General features: G+C 43.4%; 14 protein-coding genes. 13 read left to right on the top strand and 1 reads right to left on the bottom strand.

The annotated features are described in order from the left end of the window. The first annotated feature begins 305 nt into the window (after positions 1–305). From B5X77_RS23890 to B5X77_RS21465, 5 genes are all read left to right on the top strand, one after another. Positions 306–437, top strand: a complete 132-nt coding sequence (locus B5X77_RS23890; RefSeq protein WP_257391870.1) for a hypothetical protein — start codon at positions 306–308, stop codon at positions 435–437. Positions 438–815: 378 nt separating this feature from the next. Next, entirely contained in the window at positions 816–2,483 is a 1,668-nt protein-coding gene (gene lonB / locus B5X77_RS21480; RefSeq protein ID WP_079509939.1) for an ATP-dependent protease LonB, read from the top strand. Positions 2,484–2,803: 320 nt separating this feature from the next. Then, the gene (gene lon, locus B5X77_RS21475) at positions 2,804–5,131 is read left to right on the top strand and encodes an endopeptidase La (RefSeq protein WP_079509938.1); all 2,328 of its coding nucleotides are present in this window, start codon (positions 2,804–2,806) and stop codon (positions 5,129–5,131) included. Then, the gene (gene yihA / locus B5X77_RS21470; RefSeq protein ID WP_079509937.1) at positions 5,128–5,712 is read left to right on the top strand and encodes a ribosome biogenesis GTP-binding protein YihA/YsxC; all 585 of its coding nucleotides are present in this window, start codon (positions 5,128–5,130) and stop codon (positions 5,710–5,712) included. Before lon ends, yihA begins: the two co-directional genes overlap by 4 nt. Positions 5,713–6,093: 381 nt before the next feature. After that, positions 6,094–6,513: a hypothetical protein gene (locus tag B5X77_RS21465; RefSeq protein WP_079509936.1), complete on the top strand. Its 420-nt coding sequence runs from the start codon at positions 6,094–6,096 to the stop codon at positions 6,511–6,513. A gap of 202 nt (positions 6,514–6,715) precedes the next feature. Here B5X77_RS21465 and B5X77_RS21460 read toward each other — a convergent pair whose 3' ends face one another. Then, positions 6,716–7,201: a LiaI-LiaF-like domain-containing protein gene (locus tag B5X77_RS21460; RefSeq protein ID WP_079509935.1), complete on the bottom strand. Its 486-nt coding sequence runs from the start codon at positions 7,199–7,201 to the stop codon at positions 6,716–6,718. Positions 7,202–7,458: 257 nt separating this feature from the next. On the opposite strand from B5X77_RS21460, the gene hemA reads away from it, so the two are divergent. The 8 genes from hemA (at position 7,459) to ysxE (ending at position 16,517) form a co-directional block, all read left to right on the top strand. Beyond that, positions 7,459–8,805, top strand: a complete 1,347-nt coding sequence (gene hemA / locus B5X77_RS21455) for a glutamyl-tRNA reductase (protein WP_079509934.1) — start codon at positions 7,459–7,461, stop codon at positions 8,803–8,805. 14 nt (positions 8,806–8,819) lie between these two features. Further along, the gene (locus tag B5X77_RS21450) at positions 8,820–9,653 is read left to right on the top strand and encodes a cytochrome C assembly family protein (protein WP_079509933.1); all 834 of its coding nucleotides are present in this window, start codon (positions 8,820–8,822) and stop codon (positions 9,651–9,653) included. A 12-nt stretch (positions 9,654–9,665) separates the two neighbouring features. Beyond that, a complete protein-coding gene (gene hemC / locus B5X77_RS21445) occupies positions 9,666–10,601 on the top strand; it encodes a hydroxymethylbilane synthase (RefSeq protein WP_079509932.1) in 936 nt (311 codons plus the stop codon). Continuing rightward, complete coding sequence (locus B5X77_RS21440; RefSeq protein WP_079509931.1) at positions 10,598–11,374, top strand: uroporphyrinogen-III synthase; 777 nt, start codon at positions 10,598–10,600, stop codon at positions 11,372–11,374. The genes hemC and B5X77_RS21440 overlap by 4 nt, the downstream gene beginning before the upstream one ends. 4 nt (positions 11,375–11,378) lie before the next feature. Next, positions 11,379–12,359 carry a porphobilinogen synthase gene (gene hemB, locus B5X77_RS21435; protein WP_079509930.1) on the top strand — a complete coding sequence of 327 codons (981 nt, stop codon included), beginning with the start codon at positions 11,379–11,381 and terminating at the stop codon, positions 12,357–12,359. Positions 12,360–12,425: 66 nt separating this feature from the next. Continuing rightward, entirely contained in the window at positions 12,426–13,718 is a 1,293-nt protein-coding gene (gene hemL / locus B5X77_RS21430; protein WP_079509929.1) for a glutamate-1-semialdehyde 2,1-aminomutase, read from the top strand. Between the two features lie 381 nt (positions 13,719–14,099). After that, positions 14,100–15,317: a stage VI sporulation protein D gene (gene spoVID / locus B5X77_RS21425; protein ID WP_257391869.1), complete on the top strand. Its 1,218-nt coding sequence runs from the start codon at positions 14,100–14,102 to the stop codon at positions 15,315–15,317. A 162-nt stretch (positions 15,318–15,479) separates the two neighbouring features. Further along, complete coding sequence (gene ysxE, locus B5X77_RS21420; RefSeq protein WP_079509927.1) at positions 15,480–16,517, top strand: spore coat protein YsxE; 1,038 nt, start codon at positions 15,480–15,482, stop codon at positions 16,515–16,517. The last annotated feature ends 15 nt before the right edge of the window (positions 16,518–16,532 follow it).

Here is a 16,532-nt window from a genome sequence, read left to right as displayed (position 1 = left end):
ACCTTTGGACAGGTTTGGTGATAAAAGAGGAAAAGCAGTCCAAACAATAGCGAACTTTGGACAGCTTTGGTGTTAAAAGAGGAAAAGCTGTCAGAACATCAGCGAACTTTGGACAGGTTTGTTGTTAAAAGAGGAAAAGCAGTCCAAACATGAGCGAACTTTGGACAGCTTTGGAGTTAAAAGAGGAAAAGCAGTCCAAACATCAGCGAACTTTGGACAGCTTTGGTGTTAAAAGAGGAAAAGCAGTCCAAACATCAGCGAACTTTGGACAGGTTTGTTGTTAAAAGAGGAAAAGCAGTCCAAACATGAGCGAACTTTGGACAGCTTTGGTGTTAAAAGAGGAAAAGCTGTCCAAACATCAGCGAACTTTGGACAGCTTTGGTGATAAAAGAGGAAAAGCTGTCCAAACATCAGCGAACTTTGGACAGCTTTGGTGATAAAAGAGGAAAAGCAGTCCAAACATCAGCAAACTTTGGACAGCGATGGTGTTAAGAAAGGAAAAGCTGTCCAAACATCAGCGACCTTTGGACAGCTTTGGTGATAAAAGAGGAAAAGCTGTCAGAACACAGGCCAACTTCGTACACTGTGGTGTCAAAAACTTAAAGCTGTCAAAAGGCAATCCAACGAAAAAGATATATCCCTCAAAATAAAATCCAAATTCAACAGGTTGGCAAACAGTGAAATATCATTAATTCTCACTCAACCAATGGTCAATTCAGGTGGAAAAATTCACATGAAAATATTGTTTATTCCAACACTCTCAGGGGGATACTAGGTTAAAGCGAATAGTATCAACTTACGGGAGGGAATGTACATTGAGTTGGACCGGAATCGCCTTATTTATACAGCTTTTTTTCGGTATCATTATCGGGCTGTATTTCTGGAATCTGCTTAGGAATCAGAGGACGCAAAAGGTATCAATTGATCGGGAATCCCGAAAGGAAATGGAACAGTTAAGAAAGATGAGGTCAGTCTCACTAAGTGAGCCGCTTGCTGAAAAAGTCAGGCCGTCCAGCTTTAAGGATATTGTTGGACAGGAAGATGGAATTAAGGCATTGAAAGCTGCTTTGTGCGGACCCAATCCTCAGCATGTCATCATTTATGGGCCGCCGGGAGTAGGAAAAACTGCTGCGGCAAGGCTCGTGTTAGAAGAGGCAAAGCAAAATCAAAAATCGCCTTTCAAAAAATCGTCAGTATTTGTTGAGCTGGATGCTACTACTGCCAGATTCGATGAAAGAGGGATTGCAGACCCGCTGATCGGATCGGTGCATGACCCGATTTACCAGGGGGCAGGAGCAATGGGACAGGCTGGTATACCTCAGCCAAAGCAAGGAGCGGTGACCAATGCACATGGCGGAGTCCTATTCATTGATGAGATAGGTGAACTCCATCCAATCCAGATGAATAAGCTTTTAAAAGTACTAGAAGACAGGAAAGTATTCTTAGAGAGTGCCTATTATAATGAGGAAAATACCCAAATACCGAGTCATATCCACGACATCTTCAAAAATGGGCTTCCAGCTGATTTCCGCCTTGTAGGCGCGACAACGAGAACTCCAAGCGAAATCCCTCCAGCGATCAGGTCCAGATGCATGGAAGTATTTTTCCGAGAGTTAACCCAGGAAGAAATATCTGCAGTGGCTAAAAATGCAGCTGAAAAAGTACAACTGACCATGAGCGATAAAGCGATAGAGATTTTGTCCAATTATGCGCGGAATGGCCGTGAAGCCGTCAATATGGTGCAAATTGCTGCAGGCCTGGCTATTACTGACGAACGCTCATATATCAAGGAAGAGGAAATTGAATGGGTTGTGCATTCCAGCCAGTTGACACCGAGAATGGAAAGAAGGATTAACGAAAAGTCCGCGGTAGGGCTTGTAAATGGCCTTGCTGTCTATGGGCCGAATACTGGTGCCCTTCTTGAAATCGAGGTAACAGTCATAAAGGCTAAGGATAAAGGGTCAATCAACATCACAGGAATTGTGGATGAAGAAAGCATTGGCGGACAGGGCAAATCGATCCGCAGAAAAAGCATGGCACGTGGTTCGATTGAAAATGTCATCACTGTTCTCAGGTCCATGGGTGTTCCGGCTGACGAGTTTGATATCCATGTGAATTTCCCTGGTGGTACACCAATTGATGGGCCATCTGCCGGTATTGCCATGGCCACGGGAATTTATTCTGCCATCTATAAAATCCCGATGGATAATACCGTCGCAATGACTGGTGAGATCAGTATCCACGGAAATGTTAAGCCAATCGGAGGCGTCTATCCAAAGGTGAAGGCTGCAAAAAAAGCTGGTGCCAAAAAGGTCATCATTCCAAAGGAAAACGTTCAGACGATCCTTAATGAAATTACAGGAATTGAAATCATTCCAGTCACCCATCTGGATGAAGTCTTTGATATCGCTCTTTTAAAAGAATACCCCAGAGAGCAGATCATCAAGGCTGCCAGTGATTTGACGCAAAAAGAGACAAGCTGAACATTTGAAAAAGAACGCGTGCAGCGTTCTTTTTTTATGGCATCGTCTGCCAGAACTCATCGATCCAGTAATAAATCCCGCTTCAATATGGGTTTATTTCTCCCTGAAAAAGGAAAAGGATTTGTAGCTGTCATAAACAAAGATTTGTCCGTTAAAGTCCTTTATGATTTAGACATATTTTCTCGTGAATATCAGGATACTAATCAATAGGTCGAAATAAGGCAATACGCTCTAGATATTAGACACTAGAAAATAAATGCGATAGAATTGAACAACAAAGTATTATGGTTTAATACAATGCAAGTTGGAGGTGCAATGCCATGGTGAACAAGAATGAATACACTGTCCCTCTCCTGCCGCTGCGCGGTTTGCTTGTGTATCCGACAATGGTCCTGCATTTGGATGTAGGCCGCGAAAAATCGGTACAGGCACTGGAGAAGGCAATGGTGGATGACCATTTAATCTATCTCACTACTCAAAAAGATATATCCATAGATGAACCGGGCGAAGAGGATTTATACCAGATGGGTACGCTGACTCGTGTCAAACAGATGCTGAAGCTTCCTAACGGAACGATCCGCGTATTGGTTGAAGGATTGTACAGAGCTGAAATCATTGAATTCTTCGAGGAAAATGATCATTTTTCGTGTAAGGTTAGAACGTTTGAAGACGATGATTCAAAAGATGTCGAAGATGAAGCGTTGATGAGGACAATGCTTGAGTATTTCGAACAATACATAAAAATGTCCAAGAAGATTTCCGCGGAAACGTATGCATCCGTTTCTGATATTGAAGAGCCAGGTAGGATGGCGGACATTATCGCATCCCACCTTCCGCTTAAGCTGAAGGAAAAACAGGAAATTCTTGAGACAATCGACACAAAAGAACGGATGAACCGTGTCATTGAAATTATCCATAATGAAAAAGAAGTGCTTGGCCTTGAAAAGAAAATTGGCCAGCGCGTAAAACGTTCCATGGAGCGTACCCAGAAGGAATATTACCTTCGTGAACAAATGAAGGCCATTCAGAAGGAACTGGGCGAGAAAGAAGGAAAAACAGGTGAGATTTCCGAGCTAAGCGAAAAGATTGAGCTCGCTGGAATGCCTGAACATGTGAAGGAAACGGCATTGAAGGAACTCGACCGCTATGAAAAAGTTCCGACAACCTCTGCCGAAAGTGCCGTTATCCGAAATTATATTGAATGGCTGGTTTCTTTGCCATGGTCCAAGGCTACTGTAGATGATCTGGATATCAGCAAGGCTGAAAAAATCCTTGATCAGGATCATTACGGCCTTGAAAAAGTTAAGGAACGCGTCCTGGAGTATCTGGCTGTCCAAAAGCTGACGAACTCATTGAAAGGACCGATACTGTGCCTTGCGGGACCTCCAGGGGTTGGAAAGACGAGTCTTGCCAAATCGATTGCCAAGTCCATGAACCGGAACTTTGTGCGCATCTCATTGGGCGGAGTTCGCGATGAATCAGAAATCCGCGGACACAGAAGGACCTATGTAGGGGCGATGCCGGGACGGATCATCCAGGGGATGAAGAAGGCAAGTACAATCAACCCTGTATTTCTGCTTGATGAAATTGATAAAATGTCCAGTGATTTCCGCGGAGATCCATCTGCAGCCATGCTTGAGGTTCTGGACCCAGAGCAGAACCATAACTTCAGCGACCATTATATTGAAGAGACATATGATCTTTCGAAAGTAATGTTCATCGCTACAGCCAATAATCTGGCCACAGTTCCTGGACCATTGCTAGACAGGATGGAGATCATTAATATTGCCGGCTATACAGAGCAGGAAAAGCTGCATATTGCTAAAGACCATTTGCTCCCTAGACAAATCAAGGACCATGGTCTGTCAAAATCACAGCTTCAGATGAAGGACGAGGCGATCACAAAGGTGATCCGTTATTATACGCGTGAATCCGGTGTCCGCTCCCTTGAAAGGCAGCTTGCGTCCATTTGCAGGAAAACCGCGAAGATTGTTGTTTCCGGCACGAAGAAGCGTGTGATTGTCAACGACAAGAACGTGGAAGAATTCCTGGGCAAACCTAAGTTCCGGTATGGCCAGGCTGAACTGGAGGATCAGGTTGGAGTTGCGACAGGACTCGCCTATACAACGGTTGGAGGAGATACTCTCCAAATTGAGGTTTCTCTATCTCCTGGAAAAGGAAAACTTGTGCTGACTGGGAAGCTTGGGGATGTAATGAAGGAATCCGCACAGGCAGCATTCAGCTATGTTCGTTCAAAGGCGAAGGATTTGGACATTGATCCGGATTTCCATGAGAAAAATGATATTCATATCCACGTCCCTGAAGGTGCTGTTCCTAAAGATGGTCCTTCAGCGGGAATAACGATTGCTACTGCGCTGGTTTCCGCTTTATCAGGAAAGCCGATCCGCAGGGAAGTAGGAATGACAGGAGAAATAACGCTTAGAGGACGGGTATTGCCTATTGGCGGCCTCAAGGAAAAATCCTTGAGTGCTCACAGGGCCGGTCTTACCAAGGTTATTTGTCCAAAGGATAATGAAAAAGATATTGATGATATTCCTGAAAGTGTACGTAAGGAGCTTGAATTTGTGTTAGTTTCACATGTAGATGAAGTATTGAAACACGCTCTAGCCAGCGGTGATTCTAAATGAAGGTAAACAGTGCAGAAATCGTAATCAGTGCTGTAAGGCCGAACCAGTATCCGGAAGGCAATCTTCCTGAGTTCGCTCTTGCAGGACGTTCAAATGTTGGTAAATCTTCTTTTATCAATAAAATGCTTAACAGAAAAGCTCTTGCCAGGACTTCTTCCAAGCCGGGGAAGACGCAGACATTGAATTTTTACTTGATCAATGAAATGCTTCATTTTGTTGATGTTCCAGGATATGGGTACGCTAAAGTATCTAAATCAGAACGTGAAGCATGGGGTAAAATGATTGAGACATACATTACTTCACGGGAACAATTGAAAGCGATGCTGCTGATCGTCGACTTGAGGCATCCACCTTCAAAGGATGATGTGATGATGTATGATTTCCTAAAGCACTATGGAATTCCAGTCATCATCATCGCGACTAAAGCTGATAAAATCCCAAAATCAAAATGGCAAAAACATCTGAAGATTACTAAGGAAACACTTGATTTAGACCCGGATGATACAATCATTCTTTTCTCCTCAGAAACAGGGGAAGGGAAAGACAAAGCCTGGTCTGTATTAGGTAGCTTCATGAGATAGCAGCCGATTCAAAACCTGCACCATAAATGGTTAAGGGGGTCCGTTTTGGGAGAGAAGATTACAAATAGCATTTAAAAAAGCGGGTCTAATTCTCAATTGAATTAGATCCGCTTTTTTTGTCTGTAAATCAATATTTGTACTGGCACTTCTATTGGCAGCTCAATTAGGACAAGTAAACAATATCCATTGTACAGCTAAAAATGGGTTGCTAATTAGGGTGCTAGATAACATAACTTGTCAATTTACATCATGTCCCCCTTAGTACCTCTTCCTAGGATCTCTCATGTAAGGATTTGTGTGATACAATTGTAAAAAATAGATATTCCCTTTAATGATGAAGTTTAGTCCGATAAGAAAGTAAATATAAAAGGGGGGAGTAGATTGAAAAAGATGTTACTGTTTTTTTCTTTACTAGGTGTACTCTTTGTTGCTTCAGGATGTTTAAATGAGGGGGATGCGCAAAAAATAACTGTACAGAAACGAACTGGTGAAGAAAATATTTTTGAAGACTTCAAAGAAGTCACTCAAAAAAAACAGGTTGAAGAAGCAATAGATATAGTTAAAAATGCTAATTGGGAAAATGTGAAAGTAGAAATGGCACGCTATGCCGACTATCAATTTCAATTTCCAGCTAAGAATAGCGACGGTAGCGAAGATAAAATAGCTTCCTATTTATTATGGATTAGCCCAAATGGTGAAAATTTAGAGATGGTTACCGATAGCGATAAATATGTGACATTAACAAAGCAAGATTCAGCAGCTCTATACGAAATTTTAACAGGAGAGACATTAATGAAATAGTCCCGAGTCTTCTTACACTTTTCAACCAACCAGCTTTGAATAAGAAGTTTATAAAGATTCAAAAACCCAGAGCCATTTGTTCTGGGTTTTTCACTATGTTGAATAGAGTCTTAATTACACTGCTATTTCTCCTGCCAAACTGGATGTGATTTAAGGATTTTCCTCCCTAAACGGGAGCCGTTACATAATGGTGCGGGTTTTCTTATTTTTTCTTAATGAATAATAAGTATATGCCGATCAATATCAAGGCTGCAGGCCAAAATCTCCATGCACTCGCAACTCCATTTTCCAGTAACCCGAGCCATGCGGTCACTCTGTCATAAAACAGCAGCAAACCTGCTAAAATAAGAAAAAGGATTCCATGGAACAAGCCATTGCCGGTTTTCTGATAGCGCAGCAAAAATCCGAGAGCAATGATCAATATAAACGCTCCAAGATGATCCGGCCATAGTTCGAACTTATTGACTACATGAAAATGAATTCCGATTCCAACCAGGATCACACCTGGGAAGATGGATTCATAATCCTTGCCCCAATAACCCTGCACTAAAAAGGCTGAACCGACGATTATTAAAAGCGTTGGCCAGGTATAAAACTCATTGAACAGCGAAATATTCTCCTGTTGGAGATAAAAATAGACGCCAAATCCAATCAATATCATTCCGGGTATGATTTTCTGATTTTTCATTCTTTCACCACTTCCAATAAGGCTCACTTGAATTCAAGGACAAACTTTGATAAGGTACATTAGGGAGTATGTTTATTTGCTTACTAGATAGTATAAAAGTATAACAAATCAACAGAAAAAATAGTTCAATTTAATCAATGCCATTATATAAATTTTTATTCAAGAGTTGTTCACATTTACAACGTTATAAGAGAGAAAACTCATGTATAATTGCCTTAGCCAATTATGCAATTTCTATGTGGGGGTGTCAATTCATAATGCATATTATCGTTGTCGGTCTTAACTATAAAACTGCCCCTGTCGAAATCCGCGAAAGGTTGACATTTAATGAAGCAAATCTCGGGGAAGCAATGAGCGCGCTTCAGCAAAAGAAGAGCATCCTTGAGAATGTCATCGTATCAACTTGCAACCGTACAGAAATTTATGCCGTCGTGGATCAGCTTCACACTGGCAGATACTATATCAAAGAGTTTCTATCTGAATGGTTCGGGATCCCTCAGGCAGAATTCACGCCGTTCTTGTTCATTTACGAACAGGATGGAGCGATTGAACACTTATTCAAGGTTTCTTGCGGCTTGAACTCAATGGTTTTGGGTGAAACCCAGATTCTTGGGCAGGTACGTTCAAGCTTCATGCTTGGCCTTGAAAAAAACGCGACGGGAACTGTTTTCAACCAGTTGTTCAAACAGGCTGTCACGCTTGCAAAACGCGGCCATTCTGAAACAGATATTGGCGCGAATGCTGTCTCGGTCAGCTATGCGGCTGTAGAACTTGCCAAAAAGATTTTCGGTACTTTGGATCAAAAACACGTACTGATCCTCGGTGCAGGAAAAATGGGTGAGCTTGCGATCCAAAACCTCCATGCAAATGGAGCGGAAAAAGTTACCGTCATCAATCGTACTTTCCAGAAAGCTGAAGACTTGGCTAACCGTTTTTCTGGAGTGGCCAAAAGTCTGGATGAGCTCCAGACTGCTCTGGAAGATGCTGATATCCTGATTAGTTCAACAGGAGCGAAGGATTTTGTTGTAACTAAGGATATGGTGGCAAAGGTTGAATCAAAGCGTAAAGGAAAGCCTTTATTCATGGTGGATATTGCTGTTCCCCGTGACCTTGATCCTGAAATCGCGGCACTGGAGAATGTCTTCCTTTATGATATCGACGATTTGGAAGGGATAGTCGAAGCGAACCTTCAGGAACGCCAGAAGGCAGCCGAGAAAATTCTTATCATGATTGAAGCTGAAATCGTTCAATTCAAGCAATGGTTAAACACCCTTGGTGTTGTGCCAGTCATTTCTGCATTGAGAGTCAAGGCTCTTACCATCCAGGAAGAGACGATGAGAAGCATCGAACGTAAACTGCCAAATCTCTCCGACCGTGATAAAAAGGTTCTGAACAAGCATACGAAGAGTATCATCAACCAGCTTCTTAAAGACCCGATTCTTCAGGCGAAAGAACTTGCTGCTGCACCTGATGCGGAAGCGGCTCTTGATCTTTTCGTCAAGATTTTCAATATTGAACAGCTGGTCGCTGAACAAGAAGGAATGAAAACAGCTGAAACAAAGCAGGTGAAAATTCCTTCACCTCAGCCTTCTTTTCAGGCATAAGAGAGGTGGTGCCCATGGGTGATCTTTATATTACGCGTCTCCATGAAATAACCATTGTGATTTATGCGGCAAGCGTACTTTTATATTTTATCGACTTTCTTAACCGTAACCGGAGGGCGAACAAAATTGCCTTCTGGTTACTTGCATTTGTATGGGGTTTCCAGACGATTTTCCTTATTTTTTACATGGTCGGGACAGGCCGTTTCCCAGTACTGACCCTTTTTGAAGGGCTATATTTTTATGCATGGGTGCTGGTCACGCTGTCTTTGGCAATCAACAAACTGCTGAAAGTGGATTTCATTGTATTTTTCACGAATATACTCGGGTTCATTATCATGGCGATTCATACATTTGCGCCAGTGCAATATGATTCCAATGTTATGTCTGAACAGCTGGTATCAGAGCTCCTGCTCATCCATATTACGATGGCAATCCTCTCATATGGGGCATTTTCAATTTCGTTCGTCTTTTCGCTGCTTTATCTTCTCCAATATGACCTTTTAAAGCGGAAAAAGTGGGGTAAGCTGTTATGGAGGATAACTGATTTATCTAGGCTGGACTATTGGTCTTATATATTGAATGTCATTGGAGTGCCAATGCTGATCCTAAGCTTGATTCTTGGGCTGCAATGGGCATGGATCAAGGTTCCGGATCTTGCCTGGTATGATGCCAAGCTGATAGGGTCTTTCATTGTCCTTGCATTTTACAGTATTTACCTGTATTTAAGGGTCGGCAAAGAAATGTATGGGAAATCACTTTCATTATGGAATGTTGCAGCGTTCCTGATTGTTTTAATCAACTTCTTTCTTTTCGGAAAATTATCATCATTCCATTTTTGGTATCAGTAATAGGAGGCTGTCATGAGAAAAATTATCGTTGGCTCCAGACGGAGTAAACTGGCATTGACACAAACAAATTGGGTTATCGAACAGCTGAAACAATTAGGTGCACCTTTTGAATTTGAAGTAAAGGAAATTGTCACAAAAGGAGACAAAATTCTGGATGTCACTCTATCAAAAGTTGGAGGAAAAGGACTTTTTGTCAAAGAAATTGAGCAAGCCATGCTTGATAAAGAGATTGATATGGCTGTACATAGCATGAAAGATATGCCTGCTGTATTGCCAGACGGACTTGTCATCGGGTCCATTCCTCAGCGAGAAGACCACCGAGATGTCTTGATTTCAAGCGGGCATGTGCCTTTTAAAGAACTGAAGCCGGGATCTGTAATTGGCACCAGCAGCCTGCGCAGAAGTGCGCAGCTATTGGCTCAGCGTCCAGATCTTGAAATGAAATGGATTCGCGGAAATATTGATACAAGACTCGCAAAGCTGGAAACAGAAGATTATGATGGAATCATCCTTGCAGCTGCCGGGTTGAAGCGGATGGGATGGGCAAGTGATGTTGTCACGGAATTCATCGATCCGGACCTCTGTGTGCCAGCTGTCGGGCAGGGAGCGCTTTCGATTGAGTGCCGCGGTGATGACATCGAACTGCTTGAGCTTCTTGAGAAATTCACTTCAGCTGAAACAAGCGCCACTGTAAGAGCTGAAAGAGCATTTCTGAATAAGATGGAGGGCGGCTGCCAGGTGCCGATTGCCGGATATGCGCACATCAATGATAAGGAAGAAATCGTTCTGACTGCTCTTGTTGGATCACCGGATGGAAAGACGATTATTAAGGAGCAGGTAATAGGAACGAATCCAGAGGAGCTTGGAGAGCTTGCTGCCGATAAATTAATCAGCCAGGGTGCAAAAGATTTGATTGACAAGGTAAAGCAGGAGCTTGAGAGTGAATGATAGCGCCTTTTTCGCTGCAAAATAGAACAGTATTGATTCCCAGGGGAAAGGCCCATTCGAAGCCTTTCTCTGAATTGGTTGCTAGAAATGGAGGGATTCCTGTGGAAATCCCTCTTATTGCCTTTCACCCGGTTGCAGCTTCTGAAAAATTGCTTCGTATATTAAATGAATTACATACTTATAATTGGGTTATCTTTACTAGCAATGTGACGGTTGAAACATTTTTTTCGTTTTTTAGAAACAGTAAGCCGTCTTTCCGTAAAGTAGCTGTCATAGGTGACAAAACGAGAGCTTCCCTTGAGGAAAGGGGAGTTAAAGCAGACTTTATGCCGGAGGAATATGTGGCTGAAGGGTTCATCGATGAATTTTTGCCCCAAGTAAAGGCAGGCGAAAAAATCTTGATACCAAAAGGGAACCTGGCCAGGGACTATATTTCCTCTTCCTTAAAGAAAAAGGGAGCCATCGTGGAAGAAGTTATTATCTATGAAACCTATCTTCCACAAGACAGCAGGGACAAGCTGGTTCAGATGCTAAGTGATGAAAGACTTGATATACTTACATTTACAAGCCCTTCTACGATCGATCATTTTATGGGGATTGTAGAAGAATATAATTTAAGGTGCAAGCTTGAGCAATGTATCGTTGCCTGCATTGGTCCTGTCTCCAAAAGGAAGGCAGAGCAGTGGGGTTTGAATGTCCATGCTATGCCGGAAAAATACACCGTTGAAGAGATGCTTAAAAGCGTTGCCAAGTATATACAAACTGGAGGGTAAATTTATGAAACATCTTGAATTCAGCCGCCATCGCCGTCTTCGCCAGTCAGCGAACATGCGCGCACTTGTACGTGAGAACTATCTTCGCACAGAAGACTTGATCTACCCGCTTTTTATCGTAGAAGGAGAGAATGTTAAGAATGAAGTCTCTTCTATGCCAGGTGTCTATCATTTATCTCTTGATAACCTGAAAGAAGAAATGACTGAAATAGAAGCATTAGGAATCAAATCCGTGCTGCTGTTTGGCGTTCCAAATGAAAAAGATGAAGTAGGCTGCCAGGCATACCATGACCATGGAATCGTTCAGGAAGCCACCCGTGTAATCAAAAAGGATTTCCCAGATATGGTCGTCATCGCAGATACATGCCTGTGTGAATACACAAGCCATGGTCACTGCGGCGTTATTGAAGACGGCAAGGTCTTGAATGATCCCTCTCTTGAGCTTCTTGGAAAGACAGCTGTCAGCCAGGCGAAGGCGGGAGCGGATATCATCGCACCATCTAACATGATGGATGGCTTCGTTGCCGCTATTCGCTTTGCCCTTGATGAAGCTGGATTCCAGGATGTGCCGATTATGTCCTACGCTGTAAAATATTCATCCGCATTTTACGGACCATTCCGTGAAGCGGCAGAAAGCACACCACAGTTTGGAGACCGCAAATCCTACCAGATGGATCCTGCAAACCGTATTGAAGCAATGCGCGAAGCTGAATCCGATGTAATGGAAGGTGCTGACTTCCTGATCGTGAAGCCAGGAATGCCATACCTAGACATCGTTCGTGATGTGAAAAACAACTTCAACCTGCCAGTTGTCATTTATAATGTCAGCGGTGAGTATTCAATGGTTAAAGCTGCAGCACAAAACGGCTGGGTCGATGAAAAGAGCATTGTCATGGAAATGCTGACAGGAATGAAGCGCGCAGGCTCAGACCTGATCATCACTTACCACGCAAAGGATGCAGCACGCTGGCTGAGAGAACAGTAATACATCGGGTTGCTGATACTGTTATGATTACAAAACAAGGGTAGCCAATAAGAAATGAGGGATAATATGCGCTCATATGATAAATCAATTGCAGCTTTCAAGGAAGCGAAGGAACTTTTGCCAGGCGGAGTGAACAGCCCTGTCCGCGCGTTCAAATCAGTGGATATGGATCCGATCTTCATGGAAAAAGGAAAAGGGTCAAAAATCTATGATATCGATGGCAATGAATATATTGACTATGTATTATCTTGGGGACCACTGATCCTTGGCCACACAAATGACAGAGTGGTCGAAGGAATCAAGAAGGTAGCTGAGCTTGGTACAAGCTTTGGTGCGCCAACCGTTGTTGAGAACGAGCTGGCACAGCTTGTCATTGACCGGGTGCCATCCATTGAAATGGTGAGAATGGTATCATCGGGAACTGAGGCAACAATGAGTGCCTTGCGCCTGGCGCGTGGGTATACAGGCCGAAACAAGATCCTTAAATTCGAAGGATGCTATCACGGCCATGGCGATTCATTGCTCATCAAAGCTGGCTCAGGTGTCGCTACACTTGGTTTGCCTGACAGCCCGGGTGTTCCTGAGGGTGTTGCTAAAAACACGATTACAGTGCCTTATAATGACCTTGAGAGCGTTCGCTATGCATTTGAACAGTATGGTGATGATATCGCTGGCGTCATCGTTGAACCAGTTGCCGGAAATATGGGTGTTGTGCCTCCAGTTGAAGGCTTCCTCGAAGGCTTGCGTGAAATCACAACTCAGTTTGGTACAGTATTGATTTTCGACGAGGTCATGACTGGTTTCCGTGTGGGCTATAACTGTGCCCAGGGCTATTTCGATGTAACGCCTGACCTGACATGCCTGGGAAAGGTAATCGGCGGAGGACTCCCAGTTGGAGCCTACGGCGGTAAAAGAGAAATCATGGAGCAAATCGCACCAAGCGGTCCGATTTACCAGGCAGGAACACTTTCAGGAAATCCGCTGGCAATGACAGCAGGCCTGGAAACATTGAAACAGCTGACTCCCGAATCCTACAAAGAATTTGAGCGCAAAGCTGATATTCTTGAATCAGGACTGAAAGCCGCGGCAGAAAAATACGGAATTCCTCATACCATCAACCGAGCAGGTTCGATGATCGGCATCTTCTTCACTAACGAAAATGTCATCAACTATGAGATCGCAAAAGGTTCGAATCTTGAATTCTTTGCTGCCTACTATCGTGAAATGGCAAACGAAGGAGTATTCCTCCCGCCATCACAATTTGAAGGATTGTTCCTTTCTACAGCACACACAGACGAAGACCTGAAAAAAACAATTCAGGCAGCTGAAAAAGCATTTGAAAAGCTGCAGAATATGTGAAAATAATTTGGACACCCCAATTAAGCGGGGTGTCCTTTTATAGTTCTATTTGTTCAGGAAACCATTTGATATTACTGTAACTTTGTCCGAAGCAGCACCAGGTTCGGACAAAACTTGGAGGTATTCCCGTAACTTTGTCCGAAGTCACCCCAGGTTCGGACAAAACTTCGAGGTATTCCCGTAACTTTGTCCGAAGTCACCCCAAGTTCGGACAAAATCATGAGAGGTTCCCGTAACTTCATCCCAAGATACCCCAGGATGATCTATATAAATTGTAAATCCACTATTACCCCCTTCACTCCCTTTTTATGTTCTAAATTATCATAAAAGCAAATACAGACTCATAAAGTGTTAATGACATAGTGATTTTACGTTTAAGGAATGAAAGGAGGAGTCGCTTTGTCTCAAGGGAATCAATCGTGCCTGCGGTTTTCGCTAGAGGAGTCAGTGTGGTTTCAAAGAGGACAGGAAGTCGCGGAGCTTGTCTCGATTTCACTCGATCCGAATATAACGATCCAGGAAAATGAGCAATACGTTTCCATTCGCGGATCTCTGGAGTTGACAGGGGAATATACATGCTATGAACAGCAGGAGAATAATGGGGAGGAACAAGTCTCGTCTCTTAAGTATGTGCATTCTGTCATGGAAAGGGAAGAAGGAGTGTATGAATTCCTCCATCGATTCCCGGTGGATATCACCATTCCTAAAAACAGGATTGAAAGTATTTATGATATCGATATCCAGGTTGAAGGTTTCGATTATGTTTTTCCGGAAAAGGAGCGCCTGAAGCTGAATGCTGATCTGGCGATTACTGGCCTTTATGGTGATCAGCAGCATGAAGCTGAGCAGGAAGTAGATAGTGAAGAAGCTGAAGAGCTCGAGATCAGCTACCGTGAAGAGACATCAGCAGTAGCTGATTTTGCGGCGGAAACAGAGGCAGAGGAAGTTAGCCAAAATGCAGTAGAAGCAACTGAGTTAGACTTCCCGGAAGCTCCAGCCTATTCATTTGTACAGCAGAATGAAGCCTTGAATAATCACGAAGAAGAGCACTTTGAGGAAGAACTTTATGCCCCGTTCAGGGCTGAAGCCAAGAAAACCGCACAAGCGGAAGAAAAGTCTCAGCCAGAAACTCATGCTCAAAGAGAACCAGAGCCAGTGCTGGAATATGCATTAAGCGATTTCAGAGGTGAGCAGCAGCCAGTTCAGGCAGTGGAAGTTGAGCAAGAGGAAGCGGAAGCGGAAGTGGAAGTGGAAGTGAAAACCGAGCAAAAGACAGAAGAAGCGCAGGTCTCTGAAAGTATGCCTGCTGAAGTGGAGGAATCTCCTGAAAGCTCATCCTCACCCTTACTTAAAAAGAAAAAGCCGAATATGAAAAAAGGCATTTCGATTGCTGAATTTTTAGCGCGGAAGGAAGAGACAACAGAGGTTGCCAAAATAAGAGTCTGCATTGTTCAGCACGGGGATTCTCTTCATTCGATCTCTGAACGGTATGATGTTCCGGTACAGCAGCTTCTGAGAGTCAACCATCTGAGCATCGACCATGAAGTCCATGAAGGCCAGGTATTGTATGTTCCAGGAGTGGCACTTCACCAATCTTAGCCTTTAATAAGGAGCAATGCCTTGTCCAAAAGGAAGCTGGTTGTCAGGGCTGGCTTGTCTGCTGGCTGGGATTGTGACAGCTTTTAGTATGGGCAGGTGTTTACTAGCACCTGCCCAACTCTATTCTTGCATACGAGGTCCAGAAAGTAGGCGAGTGATCCGATGGATGATCGCAATTTTTTAAAAGAAGAATCTGCAGTGTTGAGGCAATATCCAATCGAGCCTTATTTTGCGGAGGATTTTGGAAGAGTAAAAAAAGTCTATACCAAATCAGGGACCTATGCCCTGAAGAAAATCCATCCTTATGAAGGGACGGAATTCATCAAGCACATTCAGACACTTTATCAAAAGGGCTATAACAGAATTGTACCAGTATATCCGGCAAACGACGGAAGATATGCCGTCTTGCATAATAAGTCCCTTTATTATTTAATGCCATGGATGCCAAATGCCATTAGGGAGGATCAATCGGAGAGGCATAAGCAGCTGTTCAGGGAACTGGCGAGAATGCATACTTTGTCGGTCAAGGAGCTGGAAATCAGTCCAGAGGTAAAACAGGAGCATTACGAGCGGACACTGAAAGAATGGGAAAAGGAAGAAGAGTTCCTGAATGGTTTCCTTGAAAGCTGCGAGAACAGGACATATATGGCTCCCTTTGAGCTGACTTTCTGTCTGTACTACATCCAGATCCGGCAGGCGATGCAGTTCGCCAGGCAAAAACTTGAGGCTTGGAATGAGAAAACGAAGGAGCAAAAGAAAACAAGGACGGTAATACTGCATGGCAAAGTCTCTCCTGAACACTTTTTGTTCGATGAAAGGGGATACGGGTATTTCATCAATTTCGAAAACGCACGACAGGGTTCTCCTATTCAGGATTTACTGCCGTTTCTGGCAAGGTCATTGAAAACTCAGCCGAAGTACGGTGATGAGATCATTGACTGGATTTATGTATATTTGAAGCATTTCCCTTTCCGGGATGATGAAATGCAATTATTCATGAGCTATCTTGCCTTTCCGACAGGTATCATCCGTGTCGCGGAAACATATCATCAACGAAAGAATGAGGTTGATGAGAGGAAATTCGTCCAAAAGCTTCAGCGCCAGTACTGGCTATTAAGCAATACAGGCTATGTGGTAACCAAAATGGATGAACTTGAAAGGCAAAAGGAGCTGGCCAAACAAGAAGGAGCCCAGAGCTGAATGACGCTCTTAGGC

It is taken from the genome of Mesobacillus jeotgali, assembly GCF_900166585.1.
In the GTDB taxonomy this organism is placed as follows: Bacteria; Bacillota; Bacilli; order Bacillales; family Cytobacillaceae; genus Mesobacillus; species Mesobacillus jeotgali_A.
This window is presented reverse-complemented; position numbering and strand designations above follow the sequence as displayed.